This window comes from Vibrio sp. Vb1574 (assembly GCF_033338675.1).
The window spans coordinates 1-23503 of sequence record NZ_JAWOTC010000020.1; the positions used below are offsets into that span (position 1 = coordinate 1).

Genomic DNA, 23503 nt, shown 5'->3' on the forward strand with positions numbered 1-23503 from the left:
GAGTAGTTTTACAGGCAAAGCCGAAACGGATGATAACCACCTACTGAAGTAGGTGGTTTAGGGCTGAAAACAAAAAAGCAGGCTACTAAGCCTGCTTTCTAACATCAGAATTTAATGGTGCTCTTCATTCAACAGATCGTCTTTCGCAGCAGCTAAATATTGAATCATTGACCAATATGTCAAGAAAGTTGCCACATACAAGGCCGCAAAGCCTAGCCAAACCATCCATTCATCGTAACGCCATATCAACACCCATAAGGCGAACATTTGCGAAACAGTTTTTACTTTGCCAACCCAAGATACCGCAACACTCGCTCGCTTACCGATTTCAGCCATCCATTCTCGCAATGCTGAGATAATGATTTCTCGCGCAATCATCGTTACCGCAGGAATGGTCACCCAAATTGAATGATAATGTTCCGTGATTAAAATCAATGCCGTTGCCACTAGCACTTTATCAGCGACAGGATCAATAAACGCGCCAAAACGAGAAGTTTGGCCAAGTTTACGGGCCAACATGCCGTCAAGCCAGTCAGTAAAACCCGCTACCCAAAACACCATTGCTGCTGCAAACGGTGCCCATGAATAAGGTAGATAAAAGACAACCACAAAAACAGGGATTAGGAACAGTCTAAGAAGAGACAGAATGTTCGGGATATTCAAACGCATTTTATTATTCTCTTACACATTGCGGCTTAATGTTGCGCGATTTTCCTTATTGTTTCAATGCTTGGAAAATAATTTCTGCTAAAGAGTGACTTATTCCCGGTACTTTGGCGATTTCTTCGACACTTGCACGTTTAAGTTCTTGTAACCCACCCATGTACTTGAGTAACGCCTGACGTCGTTTAGGGCCGATTCCCTCAATCCCTTCGAGTGCACTCGTACGTCTAGTTTTACCTCGCTTAGCACGGTGCCCCGCTATAGCATGGTTATGGCTTTCATCACGAATATGTTGAATAAGATGCAGCGCAGGAGCATCGCTTGGTAAATGAAACTCGTCCCCATCGACTGTAATCAGCGTTTCTAAACCTGGTTTGCGAGTAACGCCTTTTGCAATACCAATCATGATAGGACGCTTTGGCCAATCCCCCCAGTACTGCGAAATGATGTCATGCGCACGATTTAACTGACCTTTACCGCCATCGATAAAGATGATGTCGGGAATTTTCTCTACGTCCAATTGCTTCGAATAACGGCGCTCCAACGCTTGTCCCATTGCTGCGTAATCATCACCACCGGTAATCCCAGTAATGTTGTAGCGACGATACTCTTGCTTTACGGGGCCTTCGTTGTTGAACACAACACATGAGGCAATCGTGCTTTCCCCCATCGTATGGGAGATATCAAAACATTCCATTCGAGCTATAGACTCCAACTTCAATGTTTCGCGAAGCGCATGAAAACGCTGATTAATCGTCATCTTGTGATTGATTTTGGTGGTAATCGCCGTTAGTGCATTCGTGTTCGAAAGCTTGAGATACCTTGCTCGAGAGCCAGTTGGCGACGTATGAAAATGAACCTTACGCCCTGCCACTTCACTTAACGCTTTCTGTATTGGCGCAATATCTTCTGCCAACTCTTGATTCAAAATAATACGAGAAGGAATTGTACGTGCTTCGTTATGGCTCAAATAATATTGAGTCAGAAAACTATCGAACACTTCCTGCTGGCTTGTATTTTGTGGGATTTTCGGAAAATGGCTACGGCTACCAAGCACTTTGCCTTGGCGTATCATCAGGATATGGATACACGCGATACCATTCTCCTGAGCAAACCCGAGTACATCCATATCATCCATGCTGTCTTCTGAGACGTACTGCTGCTCTTGAACACGCCTAATCGCTTGGATTTGATCGCGAAATTTAGCGGCATCTTCAAAGCGCAATTGCTGACTGGCAACTTCCATTTTCTCGATCAGTTGTTTGAGTACTTGCTGATCTTTGCCTTGCAAAAACATGCGCACAAAGCCAACCAACTCTGCATATTCTTCATCAGAAATGATGGTATTAACGCATGGTCCTGCACAGCGACCAATTTGGTACATCAAACATGGGCGCGTTCGGTTGGAATAGACAGTGTCTTCACACTGGCGCACAGGAAATATCTTTTGCAGCAAATGCAATGTTTCTCTTACTGCACCAGAATCTGGGTAGGGGCCAAAATATTCACCTTTGCGCTTCTTGGCGCCACGGTGGATAGAAAGCCGTGGGTGCTTATGACCGCTAATAAAGATATAAGGGTAAGACTTATCATCTCGCAGCAACACATTGTATTTCGGTAAATACTGCTTGATGTAGTTATGCTCTAAGATCAGCGCTTCTGTCTCAGTGTGAGTCACCGTGACGTCTATTTTGGCGATATTACTGACAAGCGCGCGAGTTTTCTCACTGTCTACTTTTTTTCGAAAGTAGCTTGAAAGGCGCTTTTTAAGGTCTTTGGCTTTACCTACGTAGATTACAACAGCTTCGGCGTTGTACATTCTGTAAACGCCGGGCTGATGAGTTACTGTCTTGAGAAAGGAAGCCGAATCGAAGGGAGGATTCACGCTAAAGGGTCTCGGTGTCCAGCATTCCGTGGCGAATCGCTAAGTGAGTTAACTCAACGTCACCATTAATGTCCAATTTACTAAAGAGTCGGTAGCGATAGCTGTTGACTGTCTTTGGACTTAAATTAAGTTGCTCAGAAATATCCGTTACCTTTTGGCCTTTGGTGATCATAAGCATGATCTGCAATTCACGTTCGGATAAGTCTTTAAAAGGGTTCTCAGAGGCTGGAGAAAATTGACTCAATGCCATCTGCTGCGCAATCTCTGGCGAGATGTAACGCTGCCCACTATTAACTACACGAATCGCATTCACCATTTCGTCAGGGCCAGCACCTTTGGTTAAATAACCAGACGCACCTGCCTGCATCACCTTGGTTGGAAACGGGTTTTCTGTATGAACGGTAAGTACGATGATTTTCACATCAGGATTCACGCGAAGAATTTTTTTAGTGGCTTCCAAGCCGCCAATTCCTGGCATGTTCATGTCCATTAAAACGACGTCAGCATGATTACTGCGACACCATTTTACTGCATCTTCACCGCTGTCAGCTTCTCCTGCTACGTTCATTCCACGGACGTCTTCAATAATACGTCGTATCCCTGTGCGAACCAGCTCGTGATCATCTACAAGGAAAACATTTATCAAACTTGTATCTCCACACTTTGTATTGGTTCTGCACCCACATAACCATTATTTGTTAAATGTGGATATCAGTATGACTGCCTATATACTAACGTAATCGACAAAAAATTGCTTTCTATGAATATGTGCTGAAACGCAAACTTTAGCAAGAACTTATTCATAAACCACTCTATTATTTTAGAGCGTGATGAGCAGAACCGAAATCTAAGAAAAGACAATTAACAACATTAAGTACAATAAATCAAGTAACTAGGTTTCATATTGCCCAGAGAAACACGCTATAACTTAAAATGACACTGTCCCTCTTGCACCAAAGACTAACTTGTAATCACTAATTCCAGCAAAAATTTGAGACGCTTTCTTTACTGGTTATTTTTACAGTTCTTAGTGTTAAACTAACGTTCTTCAAGTTTTCTAAGGTTTCTCACATTTGAATATTCAACAAGGCTTCCTGCTAACTCGACAGGCACGAGACATCAAAGGTCAAACTCAAATCGAGCTGTGGCTTTCGACAGAAGCAGGTCCTACTCAGTTAATTATTAATGGTGAGAAGCCAGTATTTTTCATCGCTCAGAAACACTCAGAGCAAGCAAAAACACTCGCACGAGAAAAAAACATATTCGTCGACATCCGCCTTTTGGATCTCAAAACGTTTGAACATACGCCTCTTGCTGCCTGCTATACCAATGTAACCAGAGACGCTCTCGCACTCAAAGACACATTCGCTCAAAAAGATATCACTACGTATGAAAGTGATATTCGCCTCGCCGATCGCTACCTAATGGAGCGTTTTATCAAAGGCAGTATCGAGTTTACAGGCAATGTGACTCGCACCAATGGCTACCAACGCGTCCAGAGCGCAAAATGCCGTGCGGGGCAATATGAGCCGAAGTTAAACGTTGTCTCGTTAGATCTAGAATGCTCTGAGAAAGGCATTCTTTACTCAATCGGATTAGACAGCGTCATGGATTCCCGCGTTATCATGATCGGAGAACCAGAACCTTCGGAGACACCGATACAGTGGGTTAAGGATGAAAAAGCGCTTCTAGAAGCACTCATCGTTTGGTTTAAACAATTCGACCCCGATGTCATTGTCGGTTGGAACGTCATTGATTTTGACTTTCGTCTGCTACACAAACGAGCAGAATGGCACAACATGAAGCTAATGCTTGGTAGAGCAGACCAAGCCAGCTTTTTCAGAAGTTCATCTCAAAGCCAACAAGGGTTTATTTCCATTCCAGGGCGAGTTGTAATGGACGGTATCGATACGTTAAAAACGGCGACTTATCACTTTCGGTCTTGGTCATTAGAGTCTGTATCTCAAGAACTCTTAGGGGAAGGGAAAGAAATCCACAACGTTCATGACCGCATGGATGAGATCAATCGTATGTACCGCTCCGACAAACCATCGCTGGCTAAATATAATTTACAAGACTGCATGTTAGTGAATAAGATTTTCAATCACACTCACCTGCTCGACTTTGCAATAGAGCGCTCTCGTCTCACTGGTGTCGAACTGGATCGTGTCGGCGGTTCGGTTGCAGCATTCACAAACCTATACATGCCTCAGATACACCGAGCAGGCTACGTTGCTCCGAACCTACACCCTGAAAATTGGATTGCCAGCCCCGGCGGTTACGTGATGGACTCCATCCCTAACCTATATGATTCTGTTTTAGTATTGGATTTTAAGAGTCTATATCCATCGATTATTCGCTCTTTCTTGATTGATCCTATGGGTTTAGTTGAGGGGTTATTGCTCGATATTGGAAAAGAAGAAAATCAGGCTGTACCTGGCTTTCGCGGTGGGCAGTTCCATCGTACGAAACACTTTTTACCAGAAATGATTGAAAAGCTTTGGGCAGCACGTGATGTGGCAAAGAAGAACAATGAAAAAGCTTTTTCTCAGGCAATCAAAATCATCATGAACTCCTTTTATGGCGTACTGGGCTCATCGGGATGTCGTTTCTTTGATACTCGGTTAGCTTCTAGTATTACCATGCGCGGACATGAAATCATGAAGCAAACTAAGGTGCTGATTGAGGAGCAAGGATATCAAGTGATTTACGGCGATACGGATTCCACATTCGTGTCGTTGAATCGACCATACAGTCAAGTAGAAGCTGACGCTGTTGGAAATCAACTAGTTGATTACATCAACTCTTGGTGGCAAGAACACCTGCGTTCTGAGTACAACCTAACATCTATGTTGGAAATCGAGTATGAAACCCATTATCGCAGATTCCTTATGCCAACGATTCGTGGCGCAGAAACTGGCTCGAAAAAGCGCTATGCGGGTTTAATCGGTGAAGGAAAGCAAGAACGGATTGTATTTAAAGGGTTAGAAAGTGCCCGTACTGACTGGACCTCGTTAGCACAGAAATTTCAAAATACACTCTATAGCATGATTTTCCATGGTGAAGATCCAAGCGACTATGTCCGAGAGATGGTTGAGAAAACTAACAACGGTGAATTTGATGAACAGTTGGTGTATCAAAAGCGACTGCGAAGAAAACTGCATGAGTATCAGAAGAACGTCCCGCCACAAGTGCGTGCAGCTCGTTTAGCCGATGAGATAAATGCCAAGCTTGGCCGCCCATTACAGTATCAAAACAAAGGGCGAATTGAATACATTATTACCGTGAACGGCCCTGAACCTTATGAGTACCTCAATAGCCCGATTGATTATCAACATTACATTGATAAACAACTCAAACCCGTTGCGGATGCGATTCTCCCTTTCATTGGGACGGACTTTGACAGGCTTTCAGCGCCACAAATGGGGTTGTTTTAGCCGATACGAAACTCTGTTTTCTGGTACTGTTTGACTAACCAATCACCAAACGCATCAATTAGCCCGATAACAGAACGCTTGGGAATACCCCGGCCAGAAAGTAAAATTTCTAGCCGCTCGATCTCAAGCTGCTTTTCAGGATGATAAGTTAAGAATACCTTGCCACATTGTATAGGGTCATCAAACCAACGTTTATCTCGATACATCACCAAAGAGTATGACGCTCTTAGTAACTTTTTTGCAATCACGCGCTGGGCGGCCACCTGCTCTTCTATCGTCTTCGCTTGTACGATTTTTTTGCGATACACCGTAATCCAATCTTCCACATCCATATTCCAGTGCTTAGCAATTTCCCAACTTGGGACGTAATCACCGAAGCAGTCTGCTAGATCATCACCATAAACACAGACACAGCAATGCTTAAGCATAAAGCCCCAAGTAAAAATACTATCTAAATTAGCCACTTCGCTCACTAAGGCTGTACGGACCGATACACCATTAACGTGAGGGTAACTCTGCTGCGCACGCCACTTAATTGTGTTGAGCAAAGTCGCGCGATTGTGCTCAAAGGATGATTGAGTAACGACAACCAAGTCTAAGTTCGACTTCCCAACGATCGCTGTTTTGCGAGCAACACTACCGTATACATAAACGCTGTGTAAGTTTTGCCCCAGTCCACCTTTGAGACAAGCGGTGACTTCCCTAATTAAAGGCGCAAACTCTGGTTGAAATGGTTGTTTAGGATCGATAACAGGCAGAGACATGACTTAAAACGTGTTCTCAGATGGTTCAAGAAGTTGGACTATATGTTCTCTTAGCCGACTCACTGAATCAAGTCCATTCAGGTGTTTAGTCATGGGAGTAACAACAAATTTCTGCAATGAATTTTAATGCTAGGCGGCTAACTTAGCGCTATAATCACCGAGTTTTGCTTAATAAGTATGAATAGGAATATACAATGCCAAAGGCAAGTGAAATCAAAAAAGGCTTCGCAATCGAGTCTAATGGTAAAACTCTTCTAGTTAAAGACATCGAAGTAACGACTCCTGGCGGTCGTGGCGGCGCTAAAATCTACAAAATGCGTTGTACAGATCTAAACACGGGCGCACGTGTAGATGAGCGTTACAAGTCTGATGACGTTGTTGAAACGGTAGAAATGAACAAACGTGCAGTTGTGTACTCATACGCTGACGGAGATGAGCACATCTTCATGGATAACGAAGACTACTCACAATACACATTCAAGCACAATGAAGTTGAAGACGACATGCTGTTCATCAACGAAGATACACAAGGTATCCACATTATCCTTGTTAACGGTGCTGCAGTGGGTATTGAACTACCATCTTCTGTTGAGCTAGTGATTGAAGAAACTGACCCTTCAATCAAAGGTGCTTCTGCATCTGCTCGTACTAAACCAGCACGCTTCGCTTCAGGTCTTGTCATCCAGGTTCCTGAGTACATTGCAACTGGTGACCGTGTTATCATTAACACAGCTGAACGTAAATACATGAGCCGAGCATAAGCATGTCTGATTTGATTTCTTACGACGACGTCATCGACGCAGCGTACGACATTTTCCTTGAGATGGCTCCAGATAACCTAGAGCCTGCTGACGTGATTCTGTTTACTGCGCAATTTGAAGATCGTGGTGCCGCAGAACTTGTTGAAACCGGTGATGACTGGGTTGAACATGTTGGCTTCGAGATCGACAAAGAAGTATATGCAGAGGTTCGTATCGGCCTAGTAAATGAGGAAAATGACGTTCTTGATGACGTATTTGCTCGTATGCTAATCAGCCGAGACCCTGAACATAAGTTCTGCCATATGCTTTGGAAACGCGATTAACGTTTCTTCATCATGAACAAAGATACCAGCCTAGTGCTGGTATTTTTTTATCTGCTGTTTTTGTTTAGCTGAGATATTTGTTTATCCAAAACACCCTGCTCTATATCGGCTTTAGATCCTTTTGTTATGTAACAGATAAGAAAAAGGCTTGCCGAATTGGCAAGCCTTTCTGATGTTTTGCTATCGATTAACGATGCTTGTTGCGTGCGCCTTGGTCACCAGCAGTCTTCTTCGGCTTACGACGAGAAGGGTTGTTGCTGCGACCTTTTGGTGTGTTAACACGCTCTTCATGGCGCTTAACTGCGCGACGAATTTTTTGGCTGCGTGCACGCTCACGTTTGCGTGACGTGTTGTCTTTGTTCAGATCAAGCATGGTTTCTTTCTCTGGACGAAGCTCTACAAGCTCACGCAAGTAGTTTACTTCTTTCAGGTCAAGCTCCATCCAACCGCCACGAGGCAGTTTCTTGTCTAAGAAGATGTCGCCGTAACGAACACGTTTCAGACGGCTAACGGTACACTCTTGCGATTCCCATAGTCGACGAACTTCGCGGTTACGACCTTCGTTGATAACAACGTAAAACGTGTGGTTCATGCCTTCACCACCCGCGTAAACAACATCTTCAAAGCGAGCTAAACCGTCTTCCAGTTCAACACCTTTTACTAGATTACGAACTTTCTGTTCAGTTACTTCACCGAACACACGTACTAGGTATTCACGTTCAACTTGGCGGCTTGGGTGCATTAAGCGGTTCGCCAGTTCACCATCCGTTGTGAAAAGTAGAAGACCAGAAGTGTTCGCATCCAGACGACCAACTGAAATCCAACGAGAGCCACGAATTTTTGGCAGACGATCAAAAACAGTACGACGACCTTCTGGATCGTGACGAGTACACAGTTCACCCTCAGGTTTGTAGTACGCAAGTACACGACAAATCACTTCTTCTTGAATCTTTGCAGAGACAATGTGACCATCGATACGAACTACGCTGCTCTCGTCTTCAAGTCTTTCACCAAGCTTAGCGACTACACCGTTCACGCTAACGCGACCAGATTTAATTAACGATTCAATCTCACGACGAGAACCGTGACCAGCACGTGCTAATACTTTTTGTAACTTTTCGCTCATTTATCTACCTATGTGTCGTCTTCACAGACGTCTAGACCAGGATTGGTCTGTATTTTGCTATTTACCCATTTCAGTGGGATTTTTCGGTCGGACATTATACGTAACTTTCTTAGTTAATGTAAGCTAAATCGGCGCCATTCTCCACACCAAAATTCACTTCAAAAATGACCGAAATATTTGTCCTATTCTGCAACTTTTTTACTACTTAAAGCAGGCATTGCTCAACGAGAATCCCACTAATATCGGTCTTCCTGAACCACTTTAACCACGCGGTACCTGATAAAATTGTCAGGGTTACAACAATAACCACTTGGGGTGTGTTTACTGTTCGTATTGCTAGAAAGCAACGAAAAATAAGCCGTCCCTGTTTGCTGCTAAGTAATACCAATCACCGCAGACAATGAGCGCTCATAGCAAAGCAAGGTCGTGGGTAACAAGACAAAAATTGTCTTTAAGTCATTAGTTCACATCAAAAATAACACTAATGCTATCGTGTACTCTGACTCACTAGGTTCGCTCTGCACTCTCGGCGATTGGCATAAATCAGACAAAAAGGAATAGAACAATGTCTATGCTAAATCTCGACCTAAATTGGATTTTTGGGACATCTCAAGATGACGATATGACAGGCACAAAAGGCTCTGAAACAACCGATATTTTCTTCGGCTTCTGTGGTGATGATAAGTTTGTAGGATACGGAGGTAATGATATTGTCTTCGGTGGCTGGGGAGACGATACCTTGCTTGGTGGCCGAGGTAACGACTTTGTTTCTGGCGGCTTTGGAAACGATTTCCTATCCGGCGGATTAGGAAACGACAAACTCTTTGGTGGCTGTGGCGACGACACAATTTTTGATTATTCAGGCAACAACTACTTGAGTGGTGGCTGGGGTAACGACACACTCGTTGTTGGTGATGGTGAATCAGTACTGAGCGGTGGCTGTGGAGACGACACCTTCGTGCTTACAAACCGCCTGGCTATTGGTGTACCTGATCAGCCAGTATCTTCCAACGATATTGATGTCAAAGCCGACATTGTCGATTTTAATATTTTCCATGACAAACTTGTCTTTGATATGGGCCGAGACACTGATAACGATGGCATTCGAGATACCTTCTTGGATTCAGCGGATGATCTGACTTTATCTTACAATGAATGTGGCTGGGCAGTATTCTCAAGTGATGAATACAATGTTGAAGTGACACTAAACGGTGTGAGCTCTGCATACATCAACTATGCAGAACAAAATGGTATCGACATTTTCGATTTCGCTTAACCTCAATCAGTTAAGTTCAATGAGATATTCGATATGACAACTAAAATAGGAGGCGCGATGCCTCCTATTTTGTTTGACGGTGGTGTGCGTCTACTATTCGAATGGTGCAGGGTCACCAGATCCCAAACGAACCACAACAGGTTCACCTTCGCTAAAGTCAATTACAGTCGTAGGTTGTTCACCTAGGTAACCGCCATTAAGAATCACATCAACCGCATGTTCTAGTTTATCGCGAATATCCTCTGGATCAGATTCTGTTACGTCACTGCCAGGTAGAATCAACGACGTAGACATCATCGGCTCACCTAATGCTTCCAACAAGTCCAAGGCAATTTGATTGTCTGGAACACGGATACCGATGGTCTTACGTTTTGCATTCATCAAACGACGCGGCACCTCTTTTGTGCCTTTGAAGATGAAGGTGTAAGGACCTGGTGTGTTATTTTTCAGCAGTCGGAATGCAGAGTTATCCACTCGCGCATAGAGAGAAAGCTCCGACAAATCACGACACAGTAAAGTAAAGTTATGCTTATCATCCAGACGACGAATCTGACAGATTCGTTCCAGTGCCTGTTTGTTCTCCAACTGACAGCCAAGTGCGTACCCTGAATCAGTAGGGTAAACCACAACGCCGCCGTTACGAATGATTGCTACTGCTTGATTAATCAAGCGAGCCTGTGGGTTTTCTGGGTGAACGTAAAAAAACTGGCTCATTGTAATTCCTCATTATCGAGCCTCTCGGCTCTATATTTTTATGGGTTCTCGACTTCGTATTACTGAGTATTATTCAACGAAGGATCTATTCCCCAATCTTTCCAAACTGGTTCGACGCCAGCAGGCAACCATAGGTTCCTTCCTAGCTCCATCCACGGTGATGGGTAGTGAAAATCACTGCCTTGAGAGGCTAATAGTTTGTATTGTATAGCATAATCAGCCAAGTTGCGCCTTTCTTGTTGCGCTTGCTGTGGCTGTGCAACTTCCATCGCATCACCACCCGCTTCGACAAACGCTGCTAGAAGACGCTTAATCCACTTCGCTGTCAACTTATATCTACCAGGATGCGCTAATACCGCCATTCCACCAGCCGCATGGATAGCATCAACCGCATCCTTCATCGAACACCAATTCGGTGGTACATAACCTGGGTTATTACGCGTTAGGTATTTTTTAAACACCATTTGCATGGTTTTTGCGTAACCATTATCTACCAACCATTTCGCGAAATGCGCTCTTGTCACTGGAGCATCACCGGCGATTTGCCTTACCTCTTCAAGCACACCTACTCGAGTTGCTTTTTGTAGTCGCTCTGCAATTAACTCAGATCGTGTTATGCGATGCTGCTTCTGCTGTTCTATGAGGGCAGATAATTGTTCATTTTCCGGATCGATATTCAGGCCGACAATATGAATGTCTTTGTTTTGCCAGACGGTCGATATCTCAATGCCATTGATGATTTTTATCGGCAAATTATTATCTTGAACGTATTGCTTAGCTAACGCCAAACCGTCAACCGTATCGTGATCAGTGATCGCCAAAACCTCGATATCAAAACTCAGCGCCCTTTCCACTAAATCTTTAGGCTCTAACCGACCGTCCGATGCAGTGGTGTGACTATGTAAATCAATTCTCATATTTTTATCGTTTTAATGCCGTTTTGGGGTTGACTTTTTACTCTCGCACTAGTTAACTAGTACATAAATACAAAGTACGTAATTTAAGGTTCACCATGTTACAAGAATTTAACCAAAACCAAAAAGCGAAAGTTGCGGTTTGTCTTAATAAGGCAAACTCATCAGATCTTGCTTGGTGGCGCACTTGGACTAGTTCTTGGTGGGCAAACGTATACTTCTAGTTTATAGAACCAAACGTTGTAAAGCCCGCTACTTAAGCGGGCTTTTTTGTTTTGTTGCTCATTTCACATTCAACTGCCTAAACATTAATCGAATATAGCCAACTCTAGATTGGGAGAACGTTTGCTTTATGCGACTATGTACGGCAGGAAGATTTAAACAGCTACAAGGAGGTCTTGTGAACAAGGCCATTGAAATTAAGAAACTTGGACAGCTTGAAGTGCTAACGGCTTCCGTCCCTTATACTCAAGACCCGACTCGCTTGTTCCACACACTATGTGAGAACAAAACTGACAGCCTATTGCTGGAATCTGCTGAGATCGATTCAAAGCAAAATTTAAAATCCCTGCTGATCGTAGATTCAGCGGTTCGCATTGTTTGCTTCGGCCATACCGTTAGCATGCACGCCTTGACCAATAACGGTAAAAACCTACTGTCTCACCTAAACCAGAACATCCGTGGTGACGTTGAGAGCAAGTTCGATGGCGAAACGCTAACTTTGCAGTTTAACCAGCCATGCGACACGTTAGATGAAGACTCTCGCCTACGTGAAGCCTCTTCTTTCGATGCGCTGCGTTTGGTTCAGCATAGTTTTGATATTTCACAGCAAGACAAACACGCAATTTTCCTTGGTGGTCTGTTTGCCTACGACTTAGTCGCAAACTTTGAGCCGCTTGGTAATGCCGAAGCAACAAATCAGTGTCCAGATTACGTTTTCTACGTCGCGGAAACACTACTTGTTGTCGACCATCAAACGGAATCTTGCCAGCTTCAAGCGACGTTGTTTGTTGATGGTTCAGAGAAAACAGCGTTAGAGACTCGTATTGCAGAAATTAGCGCCCAATGTGCAGCGCCAAAACTGTTGCCGAGTGCAGAGCAAATAACAGATGTAACGGTAGAACCTAGCGTGTCTGATGCAGACTTCTGCCAAACCGTTCGCGACTTAAAAGAGTTCGTAGTGAAAGGCGATGTATTCCAAGTTGTACCGTCTCGTAGATTCACTCTACCTTGTCCTTCTCCACTGGCGGCTTATAAAGAACTGAAACAAAGTAACCCAAGCCCTTACATGTTCTACATGCAAGATGAGCTGTTCACTCTGTTTGGCGCATCACCAGAAAGCGCGCTTAAGTATGAAACCGATACCAACCAAATTGAAATCTACCCAATCGCAGGCACACGTCGCCGTGGTAAACGCCCGAATGGAGAGATTGATTTCGACCTAGATAGCCGCATCGAACTTGAACTGCGCACAGACATGAAAGAAAACGCAGAACACATGATGTTGGTTGACTTGGCACGTAACGACGTCGCTCGTATTGCTCAAGCTGGTACTCGCCACGTAGCAGACCTTCTAAAAGTCGACCGCTACAGCCACGTAATGCACTTGGTGTCTCGTGTGGTTGGTCAACTGCGTGAAGACCTAGACGCCCTGCACGCATACCAAGCATGTATGAACATGGGTACGCTCACCGGCGCACCTAAGATTCGTGCCATGCAGTTGATTCGCGATGTAGAAGGCGCACGACGCGGTAGCTACGGCGGCGCTGTTGGCTACCTCACTGGTGAAGGCACACTCGACACCTGTATCGTGATCCGCTCAGCGTACGTTGAGAACGGCATTGCTCAAGTTCAAGCTGGTGCTGGCGTGGTGTTCGATTCTGATCCACAAGCAGAAGCAGACGAAACGCGCGGCAAAGCACAAGCGGTAATCTCTGCTATCCAAGCAGCGCATAAATCACAATAAGGAATAGGGTTCAGAGATGGCTAATATCATTTTTATCGACAACTTTGACTCGTTCACCTACAACCTTGTGGATCAATTCCGCTCGCTAGGTCACTCAGTCAAGATTTACCGAAACAACATCCCAGCAGAAACCATTGAACAAGCGGTAAACGAGCTTGAAAACCCAGTGGTTCTGCTATCGCCAGGCCCAGGCGCACCGTCAGAGGCAGGCTCAATGCCAGAGCTTATCCAACGCATGAAAGGCAAAGTGCCGATGATCGGGATTTGTCTTGGTCACCAAGCGATTGTTGAAGCATACGGCGGCACCGTTGCTGGCGCAGGCGAAATCATTCACGGTAAGGTCTCTATGATGGAGCACCAAAACCATGCGATTTACCAAAACCTACCATCACCACTTGCGATTGCACGTTACCACTCGCTGGTTGCGACCAAGGTTCCTGAGAGCCTAACCATCACAGCAGAAGTGGATGACTTGGTAATGTCTGTTGTACATGAAGAAGATAAAGTTTGCGGGTTCCAGTTCCACCCGGAATCTATTATGACGACCTACGGAGCAACACTGTTGGCCAATGCCATTGAATGGGCACTTGAAGAACAAACTTCAGCTAACCCACTCACTGCTTAAAAAGCACTGGCACATAAGAAATTTAGGAGAGGAAATATGGAAGCAATCATCAACCCTATTATTACCAAACTGTACGAGCAAGAATCGCTTACTCAAGAAGAGAGCCAACAGCTATTCGACATCATTATCCGTGGTGAGCTAGACCCAATTTTGATGGCATCAGCGCTGACTGCACTAAAAATCAAAGGCGAAACACCAGATGAAATAGCAGGCGCGGCAAAAGCGCTGCTGGCAAATGCAAACCCATTCCCTCGTCCAGATTATGATTTCGCGGATATCGTAGGTACTGGCGGCGACGGTCACAACACCATCAACATTTCAACCACTGCGGCGTTTGTTGCTGCAGCATGTGGTCTAAAAGTAGCGAAACACGGTAACCGCAGCGTTTCAAGCAAATCGGGTTCTTCTGACCTTCTTGATTCATTTGGTATCAACCTAGCTATGAGCGCAGACGATACGCGCAAAGCGGTCGACGATATCGGTGTTGCTTTCCTATTTGCACCTCAGTACCACGGTGGTGTGCGCCATGCGATGCCAGTGCGTCAAACCATGAAAACGCGCACCATCTTTAACATTCTTGGCCCACTGATTAACCCTGCTCGTCCTAACATCGAATTGATGGGCGTTTACAGTGAAGAACTGGTTCGTCCTATCGCAGAAACCATGCTACAAATGGGTATGAAGCGCGCCGCTGTAGTACACGGTAGTGGTTTGGATGAAGTGGCGATTCACGGCGAAACAACCATTGCTGAAATCAAAGACGGTAAGATCACAGAATATAAACTAACGCCTGCAGACTTCGGTCTAGAAGCGCACCCACTAGAAGCGATCAAAGGTGGCGATCCTGAAGAAAACAAGGCGATCATTACCAATATTCTGACGGGTAAAGGTACAGACGCACAATTGGGTGCAGTGGCGGTGAACGTTGCTCTGCTAATGCGTCTATTCGGCCACGAAGATTTAAAAGCCAACACGCAACAAGCGATTGAGGCAATGAATTCAGGCAAGGCGTACCAATTGGTACAACAACTTGCCGCACACGCTTAAGGAATTGAAGAAGATGACTGACTTCAACACTCAGCAAGCTGACAACCTGTCTGAGCACGTTTCTAAAAAAGAAGCAGAAATGGCAGAAGTACTGGCGAAAATTGTCCGCGATAAATATCAATGGGTAGCAGACCGTAAGGTGTCTCAACCGCTAAGCACATTTCAGTCTGATTTGCTGCCATCGGACCGCAGCTTCTACGACGCTCTGAGTGGTGAAAAGACGGCGTTCATCACCGAATGTAAGAAGGCATCTCCTTCTAAAGGTTTGATTCGTGATCACTTCGACTTGGATTACATTGCATCGGTTTATAACAACCATGCTGATGCAATTTCAGTATTAACAGACGAAAAATACTTCCAAGGTAACTTTGACTTTCTTCCTCAAGTGCGCGGTCAAGTCAAACAACCCGTTCTGTGCAAAGACTTCATGGTAGATACCTACCAAGTTTACCTAGCACGTCATTACAGTGCTGATGCTGTGCTACTGATGCTTTCTGTCCTGAATGACGAAGAGTATAAAGCCTTAGAAGAAGCAACACACAGCCTGAACATGGGTATCCTGACCGAAGTCAGCAACGAAGAAGAGCTTCATCGTGCAGTTAAGCTAGGCGCACACGTTATCGGCATCAATAACCGTAACCTTCGCGACCTAAGTACTGATTTGAATCGTACAAAAGAACTGGCACCGACAATTCGCGAACTGGCTCCTAACGCAACAGTAATCTCAGAATCTGGCATTTATACCCATCAACAAGTTCGTGATTTAGCAGAATTCGCAGACGGCTTCTTGATTGGTAGTTCGCTGATGGCGGAAGACAACCTTGAACTTGCAGTACGTAAAGTGACGCTGGGTGAACACAAAGTCTGTGGTCTTACTCATCCAGATGACGCAGCGAAAGCGTATCAAGCTGGTGCGGTATTTGGTGGCCTGATTTTTGTCGAGAAGTCGAAGCGTGCGGTTGACCTTGAAGGTGCTCGCTTAACCATGAGCGGTGCTCCTCTGAATTATGTAGGCGTTTTCCAAAATCACGATATCGATTTTGTTGCTTCTGTCGTGACCTCTTTGGGTTTAAAAGCGGTGCAACTGCACGGTCAAGAAGACCAAGCTTACGTAAACCAACTCAAAGCCGAACTACCAGCAGCGGTAGAAATTTGGAAAGCTTACGGCGTGACTGATGCCAAGCCAGAACTGCTAGCAGACAACATTGATCGCCATTTATTAGATGCGCAAGTTGGCACTCAAACTGGTGGAACTGGTCAAGTGTTCGACTGGTCACTGATCGGCGACCCAAGTCAAATTATGCTAGCGGGCGGACTGTCGCCAGAAAATGCTCAACAAGCAGCGACACTAGGTTGCTTGGGATTAGATTTAAACTCTGGTGTAGAAAGCGCACCAGGCAAAAAAGATTCACAGAAGTTGCTCGCGGCATTCACTGCTATTCGCAACTACTAAAGCTGGATATCAGCTAAAAAATTTAAAGCTATTCGTAGCGAAAAATACGAGAAGGAATATAACGATGGCAAAACTGAATGCCTACTTTGGCGAATACGGCGGTCAGTACGTTCCGCAAATTCTAGTTCCAGCACTGGAGCAACTAGAGCAAGCGTTTATCGACGCGCAAGAAGATCCAGAATTCCGCAGCGAATTCATGACGCTTCTTCAAGAGTATGCGGGCCGTCCAACGGCTTTGACTCTAACTCGTAACCTAACCAAAGGTACGAAAACCAAACTGTACCTAAAACGTGAAGACCTACTTCACGGTGGCGCGCACAAGACCAACCAAGTGTTGGGTCAAGCGCTGCTTGCAAAACGCATGGGTAAAAACGAAATCATCGCAGAAACAGGCGCAGGCCAACACGGTGTAGCAACTGCACTAGCGTGTGCGCTGCTTGGCCTTAAGTGTCGCGTTTACATGGGTGCAAAAGACGTTGAGCGTCAAAGCCCGAACGTATTCCGTATGAAACTAATGGGCGCAGAAGTTATCCCTGTCCACTCGGGCTCTGCGACACTTAAAGATGCATGTAACGAAGCGCTACGCGACTGGTCTGCAACTTATGAAGACGCGCACTACCTACTAGGTACAGCGGCAGGTCCTCACCCATTCCCAACCATCGTGCGTGACTTCCAACGCATGATTGGTGAAGAAACGAAGAATCAGATTTTGGCACGTGAAGGTCGTCTTCCTGATGCGGTTATCGCATGTGTGGGCGGTGGTTCAAACGCGATTGGCATGTTTGCTGACTTCATCGAAGAAGAAAGCGTTCGCCTAATTGGTGTTGAGCCAGCAGGTAAAGGTATCGATACTGACCAGCACGGTGCACCACTTAAACATGGTAAAACGGGTATTTTCTTTGGTATGAAAGCGCCATTGATGCAAGATCCAAACGGTCAGGTTGAAGAGTCATACTCTGTCTCTGCTGGTCTTGATTTCCCTTCAGTTGGTCCACAGCACGCACATCTAAACGCAATTGGCCGTGCTGAATATGACAACGTGACGGATGATGAAGCACTAGAAGCATTCCAAGAAATTGCGCGTCACGAAGGTATCATCCCTGCTCTAGAATCTTCTCACGCACTGGCTCATGCACTGCGTATGGCTCGTGAGAATCCAGAAAAAGAGCAATTATTGGTCGTTAACCTATCAGGTCGTGGTGACAAAGACATCTTCACCGTACACGCCATCTTAGAAGAAAAAGGAGCAATCTAATGAGCCGTTATGAAAAGATGTTTGAGCGCCTAAACGAAAAGAACCAAGGCGCATTTGTACCGTTCGTAACGGTTTGCGATCCAAACGCCGAGCAGTCTTACAAAATCATGGAAACACTGGTCGAGTCTGGCGCAGATGCCCTTGAACTCGGTATTCCATTTTCAGATCCTCTTGCGGATGGCCCGACTATCCAAGGTGCGAACATTCGTGCTCTAGATTCAGGCGCAACACCGGATATCTGCTTCGAGCAAATCGGTAAGATCCGAGCTAAGTACCCAGAGTTGCCTATTGGCCTTCTGATGTACGCGAACCTTGTTTACTCTCGTGGTATCGAGAACTTCTATGAGCGTTGTGCAAAAGCAGGCATCGATTCTGTTTTGATTGCAGACGTACCAACTAATGAAAGTGCTGAATTTGTTGCTGCTGCAGAAAAGTTTGGTATTCACCCAATCTTCATCGCACCACCAACGGCAAGTGATGAAACACTGAAGCAAGTATCAGAGTTGGGTGGCGGATACACTTACCTACTCTCTCGTGCAGGTGTTACTGGCGCAGAAACCAAAGCAAACATGCCTGTAGGTCATATGCTCGATAGACTGAACCAATTTGATGCACCACCAGCGCTACTTGGTTTTGGCATCTCTGAGCCTGCACAGGTGAAACAAGCACTAGAATCTGGTGCGGCTGGTGCAATTTCTGGTTCAGCCGTGGTAAAAATCATTGAAGCGAACGTTGAGCAGCCACAAATTATGCTCGACAAGCTAGGTGAATTCGTTTCTGCAATGAAAGCTGCCACTCAAAAATAATTTCAGTTTGATATGACACAACAACGCCCGCTTAACATTATGTTTAGTGGGCGTTTTCTTACTATCGCGTTTATACCACGTCATTTTTTGTTCAACGCCCGCACTTTCCAAATCTATCTCAAGCAGAGCACTCAAAGAGTGTTAAGCTTGGGTAACTTAACTAACTCAATAAAGCAATGTGCAGTAAGGTTGCTACATGGAAGAAGTCAAAACACTGCTAGCCAAATGTCCTGTACTATCAGGGCTGCCAGATAAAGGGCTTAGTGAAGCAGCGCAAATGACTAAGGTTCGCTGCTTCGACGAAAAAGCACTGATTTGCAATAAAGGTGCGCTTCAATCTTCTCTTATGGTCATAGCTCAAGGTGCAGTGAGAGTGAACTCAATTAGTTCAAAAGGCAAAGAAGTCACACTGATGATTTTCGAAGCTGGTGGCTGGTTTGGAGACAATGTTTTTTCTCCCGGCATGCCTCGTATTTTTGGTGCGACCGCGCATTCGGACGTGACTGTAATGGAGCTTCCTGGAGATAAATTTCGCCAATTACTCGCCAAATACCCTCAAAGTTACCCCACTATACTCGACTTACTTAGCCGCCGCTTGTGGTCTGCTATTTCTGTTATCGAAGATGACGCGATTAGAGGAATTGAAGAACGAGTCGCCAAAAGGTTGCTGCTACTTGCTGAATACCAACTTAATCAAGCGATCAATACTCGACCATGCGTTGTCAGGGTAACAAGAGAACATATCGCTAACATGATGGGGCTAACTCGTCAGAGCGTACACAAGATACTAAAACGATTAGAAAGTATTGGGATGCTAGAGCTAAACTATGGCTCAGTAACCATTACCAATCCGAAACGCTTAGAAGAATACTTTAAAGAACTCGAGCAATAGATCCATTCAACAAACGGTAAGTATTGTCTAACGATAGCTAAAAACCTTATGCATCTAATTGGTCAAGAGCACAACACCATTTGCACTTAGGCAAGTGGCGCTGTGACACAAAAACCATTGAATTGACTAAGCTATATTCAATTCAGATTTCAACTCACGTTTCAAAATCTTTCCTGTCGCACTCATCGGGAGGTGTTCACGAATTTCGACATAACGAGGATATTTAAACGAGGCTAATTGCTCTTTACCCCACTTTTGTAATGAATCGGCGTCAATGTATTCTTTTGGTTTAAGTACAACGTAGGCTTTTATCTCTTCGCCATACTCTTCATTTGGAATCCCTATCACCGCGACCATTGAAACGGCAGGATGAGTCATGAAAACTTCTTCAATTTCTCTGGGATAAACATTAAATCCACCTCGAATGATCAGATCTTTCATTCTATCGACAATAAATAAATTACCTGAACTGTCAAAGCGGCCCACATCACCAGTATGGAACCAACCATTTTGTAGCGCAGATTCAGTAACTTCTGGGCGGTCAAGATATCCCTTCATAACATTATGACCACGCACAACAATCTCACCTTCTTCGCCTATCGGTAGTGCATTGCCTTCAATGTCGATAACTTTTACTTCGACGCCTTGAACCGGTTGACCTACCGAGCCTGGTATTCGCTCCTGATCTAAATGATTAAAACATGCAATAGGACTTGTCTCCGACAACCCGTATCCTTCTAAGATCGGCACATTAAATGTTTCTTCAAAGGTTCGAAAGATTTCGGTTGGTAATGGCGCACCACCGCTTACTGCAACACGCAATGACGAGGTATCAAATTGATGCTGCACATGAAGCAGACCGATGTACATCGTTGGCACACCAGCAAATATCGTCACCCTATGTTTTTCCACCAGCTCAAGAACATGTTTAGGCTCAAACCTAGGCACTAACACCAATGTTGCCCCGCCCAAAACACTAGCATTTAAGTGGACGGTTTGACCAAATGTATGAAATAAAGGCAAAGTTACTAAGTGAATATCATCGGCCTGGCTGCCCATAATGTTTTGTGCCACCAGAGCGTTCATTATGATGTTCTGCTGAGTCAGTTCAGCGCCTTTTGGTAAGCCTGTCGTCCCTGATGTATACAAAATCACACATGTATCATCCGCATTACGCGGTATATAATCCGGCAACGGTTGGACATCGGCTATAAACGCATTGAGAGTTATTACCCCATTCCAATAGCTTTCATCTTGAGATTGAGTCAATACGACTATGCCTTCGCATGTATCGACTTGTTCAAAGGCTTTGACACCCTCTTTTGCCATTGGCAGTTCTTTCGTCCCTTCAAAGCAGAAATAAAACTTCGCTTTTGAATCTTCTAAGTGATACTTAATTTCTCGCGCTTTCAAAAGCACATTTAATGGGACTGCAACCGCGCCAGCTTTTTGTATTGCATAATAAACAAACGCGAAAAAAGGAATGTTTGGGCATGAAATCGCAACGCGGTCACCTGGCTTTACGCCTTTATTGATTAAAGACGCTGCGATCTTGCCGGCGATCGCATCAAACTGCGCATAATTTATCTTTTCAGTGCCACATATCAACGCCGTTTTATCTGGTTTACTCGCAGCATTTCTTTGTAACGCAGCAGCAAGATTCATCATAGTCTCTTCACCTCTTACTTGTCTTTCTCGTCTAATCAGCTCAGGAGCATTAACTAAGCAAGTTATCTCTAACACTGGATCGTCAGCATTTGAGTCTCACCAGTCATTACAATTTAACATTATGTTTACAACGCAATTAGAGCCAAGAATGTAAAGCAATTAACATTTCAGAAGGCAAATTAATAAAAGTGTGAGCTTGAAAGAGATGAATTGTTATAGATATCAACCCAAGTCACTAAAAACTCTGACTGCAATAGCAAATACAAAAGCGGTTAAAATTAACAAAAAGAAAACAAATAAAGAAAAATAAACTTGAACAATCCTAAGCGCGACCCTTATAAGAAAAATCAATAGCAAACGTTTGCTATTGAACAAAACTTTATCGTTCGTCAATAAAATATCGATTAATCCATCAATAATACCTTGCTGCATATTGCCAATTGTAAACGATAAGTGTAAAAAGCAAGGCGAGATAATTATCCGTAAATCCATTTATGGTTAGTGGGTAATTTTAGGATTTTACATTTTATTAGCACAGAGGTTATGGAAGTGTTAAAAGAAAAGAGTTTGCTAAACAACATTGGCGTACAAGTCGTAATCGCCATGATCGTGGGCACAGCCGTTGGTGCCATGATGGGTCATGATGCGACAGTGTTCGCTCCTTTAGGTGCTATCTTTATCAACTTAATCAAAATGTTGGTTATTCCTTTGGTCGCTGTAGCCTTGATTTCTGGCGCCGCTGGTCTTGGGAACAGCCAGTCAGCAGGTAAAGTTGGTATCGTCACTCTAGGTTATTTTGGTTTAACATCCGCCCTAGCCGTTGCGCTTGCACTATTTATGGGTGAAGTATTCCAACCAGGCATGGGTATCGACGTCTCTGGCGTTGAAGGCATGTTCTCAGCAGAATACGCTTCAAAAGGTGAACTACCTACTTTCTGGGCAACCATCACTGGTATGATCCCAACCAACGTTTTCCAATCACTAAATGAAGCAAACATCCTACAGATCCTCGTTTTCTGTATGTTCTTTGGTATTGCGATTTCTAAGCAAGCAAAAGAACGTCGTGAACCAATCATCAATGGTGTTAACTGCATCGTTGACGCAATGGTTTGGATGATCAACAAAGTAATGATCATTGCACCTATCGGTGTATTTGGTCTGATGGCAGAAGCCGTCGGTACGTTCGGTTTTGGTGCGCTAATGGTGGTGTTTAAACTGTTCGTTGTTTACGTTGCCGCCATCCTAATCTTCGGTTTCGTTGTTTACCCAGCAATGGTGCATGTTTTCACGAAGACATCTGCGAAGAAATTCCTGTCTTCAATGAAGAAACCGCAAGCAGTTGCGCTTTCAACAGCGTCTTCTATGGCAACACTGCCTGTCACAATGGACACCTGTGAAAAAGAGCTGGGCGTAAAAAATTCAACTGCATCATTTGTTCTGCCTCTAGGCGCAACGATCAACATGTCAGGTAATGCGATTTACTATGGCTTGGTTGCTATCTTCTTTGCTCAACTGTTCAATATCGATCTAGGCATGGGCGCTTACATTGCAATTATCGTAACGTCTACATTGGGTGCGGTTGGTCAAGCGGGTGTTCCTGGCCCTTCTTTCCTAGTGGTTGCCGTGCTTCTTGCCGCTGGCATTCCAATTGAAGGTCTACCGCTGCTATTCGCTCTTGACCGTATTTTCGATATGATTCGTACAGCACTGAACATCACAGGTGATGCTGCATGTGCAGTTATCGTTGATGCGCTAATTGAAGAAGAAACGGCAGAAGCTGAGCTAAAAAAGCAAGAAGCCTAACCCTTTCTTGAATAGACCAAAAACCGCTCATAATGAGCGGTTTTTTTGTCTTTTCTTGCATTACGTAACTATACAAATAGAAACCGATGGCATAAATTTTTCAAAATGATATAAACCATTACAAA

21 protein-coding genes and 1 other annotated feature are annotated in these 23503 nt (G+C 44.5%); of the genes, 13 read left to right on the forward strand and 8 right to left on the reverse strand.

The features are described from left to right. Positions 1–111: 111 nt before the first annotated feature. The 3 genes from pgsA to uvrY are packed head-to-tail and all read right to left on the reverse strand — an operon-like array spanning position 112 to position 3194. Complete coding sequence (gene pgsA, locus R7O12_RS13735) at positions 112–669, reverse strand: CDP-diacylglycerol--glycerol-3-phosphate 3-phosphatidyltransferase (protein ID WP_005394805.1); 558 nt, start codon at positions 667–669, stop codon at positions 112–114. Between the two features lie 46 nt (positions 670–715). Next, positions 716–2548 carry an excinuclease ABC subunit UvrC gene (gene uvrC / locus R7O12_RS13740; RefSeq protein WP_080773718.1) on the reverse strand — a complete coding sequence of 611 codons (1833 nt, stop codon included), beginning with the start codon at positions 2546–2548 and terminating at the stop codon, positions 716–718. A 1-nt stretch (position 2549) separates the two neighbouring features. Next, on the reverse strand, positions 2550–3194 hold the full coding sequence (gene uvrY / locus R7O12_RS13745) for a UvrY/SirA/GacA family response regulator transcription factor (protein WP_005386783.1): 645 nt from the start codon (positions 3192–3194) through the stop codon (positions 2550–2552). Positions 3195–3621: 427 nt separating this feature from the next. Between uvrY and R7O12_RS13750 the strand changes: the two genes are divergently transcribed. Beyond that, positions 3622–5985, forward strand: coding sequence for a DNA polymerase II (locus R7O12_RS13750; protein WP_054577041.1), 2364 nt, complete (start codon positions 3622–3624; stop codon positions 5983–5985). On the opposite strand, the gene R7O12_RS13755 is transcribed toward R7O12_RS13750, so the two are convergent. Beyond that, positions 5982–6749, reverse strand: coding sequence for an elongation factor P (locus tag R7O12_RS13755; protein WP_017635724.1), 768 nt, complete (start codon positions 6747–6749; stop codon positions 5982–5984). The genes R7O12_RS13750 and R7O12_RS13755 overlap by 4 nt on opposite strands. Before the next feature lie 194 nt (positions 6750–6943). Here R7O12_RS13755 and yeiP point away from each other — a divergent pair, with 194 nt between their 5' ends. Both yeiP and R7O12_RS13765 read left to right on the forward strand, forming a co-directional pair. Then, positions 6944–7510, forward strand: a complete 567-nt coding sequence (yeiP, locus tag R7O12_RS13760) for an elongation factor P-like protein YeiP (RefSeq protein WP_005376801.1) — start codon at positions 6944–6946, stop codon at positions 7508–7510. A 2-nt stretch (positions 7511–7512) separates the two neighbouring features. Further along, positions 7513–7833, forward strand: a complete 321-nt coding sequence (locus R7O12_RS13765; protein ID WP_005376800.1) for an HI1450 family dsDNA-mimic protein — start codon at positions 7513–7515, stop codon at positions 7831–7833. A 187-nt stretch (positions 7834–8020) separates the two neighbouring features. On the opposite strand, the gene rluB is transcribed toward R7O12_RS13765, so the two are convergent. Next, positions 8021–8959 carry a 23S rRNA pseudouridine(2605) synthase RluB gene (rluB, locus tag R7O12_RS13770; protein WP_005376798.1) on the reverse strand — a complete coding sequence of 313 codons (939 nt, stop codon included), beginning with the start codon at positions 8957–8959 and terminating at the stop codon, positions 8021–8023. Between the two features lie 565 nt (positions 8960–9524). On the opposite strand from rluB, the gene R7O12_RS13775 reads away from it, so the two are divergent. After that, complete coding sequence (locus R7O12_RS13775) at positions 9525–10235, forward strand: calcium-binding protein (RefSeq protein ID WP_005376796.1); 711 nt, start codon at positions 9525–9527, stop codon at positions 10233–10235. Positions 10236–10328: 93 nt separating this feature from the next. On the opposite strand, the gene R7O12_RS13780 is transcribed toward R7O12_RS13775, so the two are convergent. Next, on the reverse strand, positions 10329–10949 hold the full coding sequence (locus R7O12_RS13780; protein ID WP_005376791.1) for an L-threonylcarbamoyladenylate synthase: 621 nt from the start codon (positions 10947–10949) through the stop codon (positions 10329–10331). Between the two features lie 59 nt (positions 10950–11008). Then, on the reverse strand, positions 11009–11866 hold the full coding sequence (gene rnm, locus R7O12_RS13785) for an RNase RNM (protein ID WP_005386777.1): 858 nt from the start codon (positions 11864–11866) through the stop codon (positions 11009–11011). Between the two features lie 95 nt (positions 11867–11961). On the opposite strand from rnm, the gene R7O12_RS13790 reads away from it, so the two are divergent. The 8 genes from R7O12_RS13790 (at position 11962) to R7O12_RS13825 (ending at position 19907) form a co-directional block, all read left to right on the forward strand. Further along, positions 11962–12087: a trp operon leader peptide gene (locus R7O12_RS13790; RefSeq protein WP_005376787.1), complete on the forward strand. Its 126-nt coding sequence runs from the start codon at positions 11962–11964 to the stop codon at positions 12085–12087. Next, positions 12034–12137: a sequence feature (Trp leader region), on the forward strand. It overlaps the preceding gene by 54 nt. A 126-nt stretch (positions 12138–12263) precedes the next feature. Then, a complete protein-coding gene (locus tag R7O12_RS13795) occupies positions 12264–13829 on the forward strand; it encodes an anthranilate synthase component 1 (RefSeq protein ID WP_033905669.1) in 1566 nt (521 codons plus the stop codon). A 16-nt stretch (positions 13830–13845) separates the two neighbouring features. Then, on the forward strand, positions 13846–14454 hold the full coding sequence (locus R7O12_RS13800; RefSeq protein WP_005434961.1) for an aminodeoxychorismate/anthranilate synthase component II: 609 nt from the start codon (positions 13846–13848) through the stop codon (positions 14452–14454). A gap of 36 nt (positions 14455–14490) precedes the next feature. After that, a complete protein-coding gene (trpD, locus tag R7O12_RS13805; protein ID WP_017820480.1) occupies positions 14491–15501 on the forward strand; it encodes an anthranilate phosphoribosyltransferase in 1011 nt (336 codons plus the stop codon). A gap of 13 nt (positions 15502–15514) precedes the next feature. Next, entirely contained in the window at positions 15515–16954 is a 1440-nt protein-coding gene (trpCF, locus tag R7O12_RS13810) for a bifunctional indole-3-glycerol-phosphate synthase TrpC/phosphoribosylanthranilate isomerase TrpF (protein ID WP_318126011.1), read from the forward strand. Between the two features lie 64 nt (positions 16955–17018). Then, entirely contained in the window at positions 17019–18209 is a 1191-nt protein-coding gene (trpB, locus tag R7O12_RS13815; protein WP_005445041.1) for a tryptophan synthase subunit beta, read from the forward strand. Next, the gene (gene trpA, locus R7O12_RS13820) at positions 18209–19015 is read left to right on the forward strand and encodes a tryptophan synthase subunit alpha (RefSeq protein WP_025767264.1); all 807 of its coding nucleotides are present in this window, start codon (positions 18209–18211) and stop codon (positions 19013–19015) included. The genes trpB and trpA overlap by 1 nt, the downstream gene beginning before the upstream one ends. Positions 19016–19211: 196 nt before the next feature. Continuing rightward, positions 19212–19907 carry a Crp/Fnr family transcriptional regulator gene (locus R7O12_RS13825; RefSeq protein WP_132936807.1) on the forward strand — a complete coding sequence of 232 codons (696 nt, stop codon included), beginning with the start codon at positions 19212–19214 and terminating at the stop codon, positions 19905–19907. Positions 19908–20033: 126 nt separating this feature from the next. Here R7O12_RS13825 and R7O12_RS13830 read toward each other — a convergent pair whose 3' ends face one another. Next, positions 20034–21575 (reverse strand): long-chain-fatty-acid--CoA ligase, encoded by a 1542-nt coding sequence (locus R7O12_RS13830; RefSeq protein ID WP_042522823.1) that lies wholly within the window; start codon positions 21573–21575, stop codon positions 20034–20036. A 543-nt stretch (positions 21576–22118) separates the two neighbouring features. Here R7O12_RS13830 and R7O12_RS13835 point away from each other — a divergent pair. Beyond that, positions 22119–23378 (forward strand): dicarboxylate/amino acid:cation symporter, encoded by a 1260-nt coding sequence (locus R7O12_RS13835; protein WP_005376774.1) that lies wholly within the window; start codon positions 22119–22121, stop codon positions 23376–23378. Positions 23379–23503 lie beyond the last annotated feature (125 nt).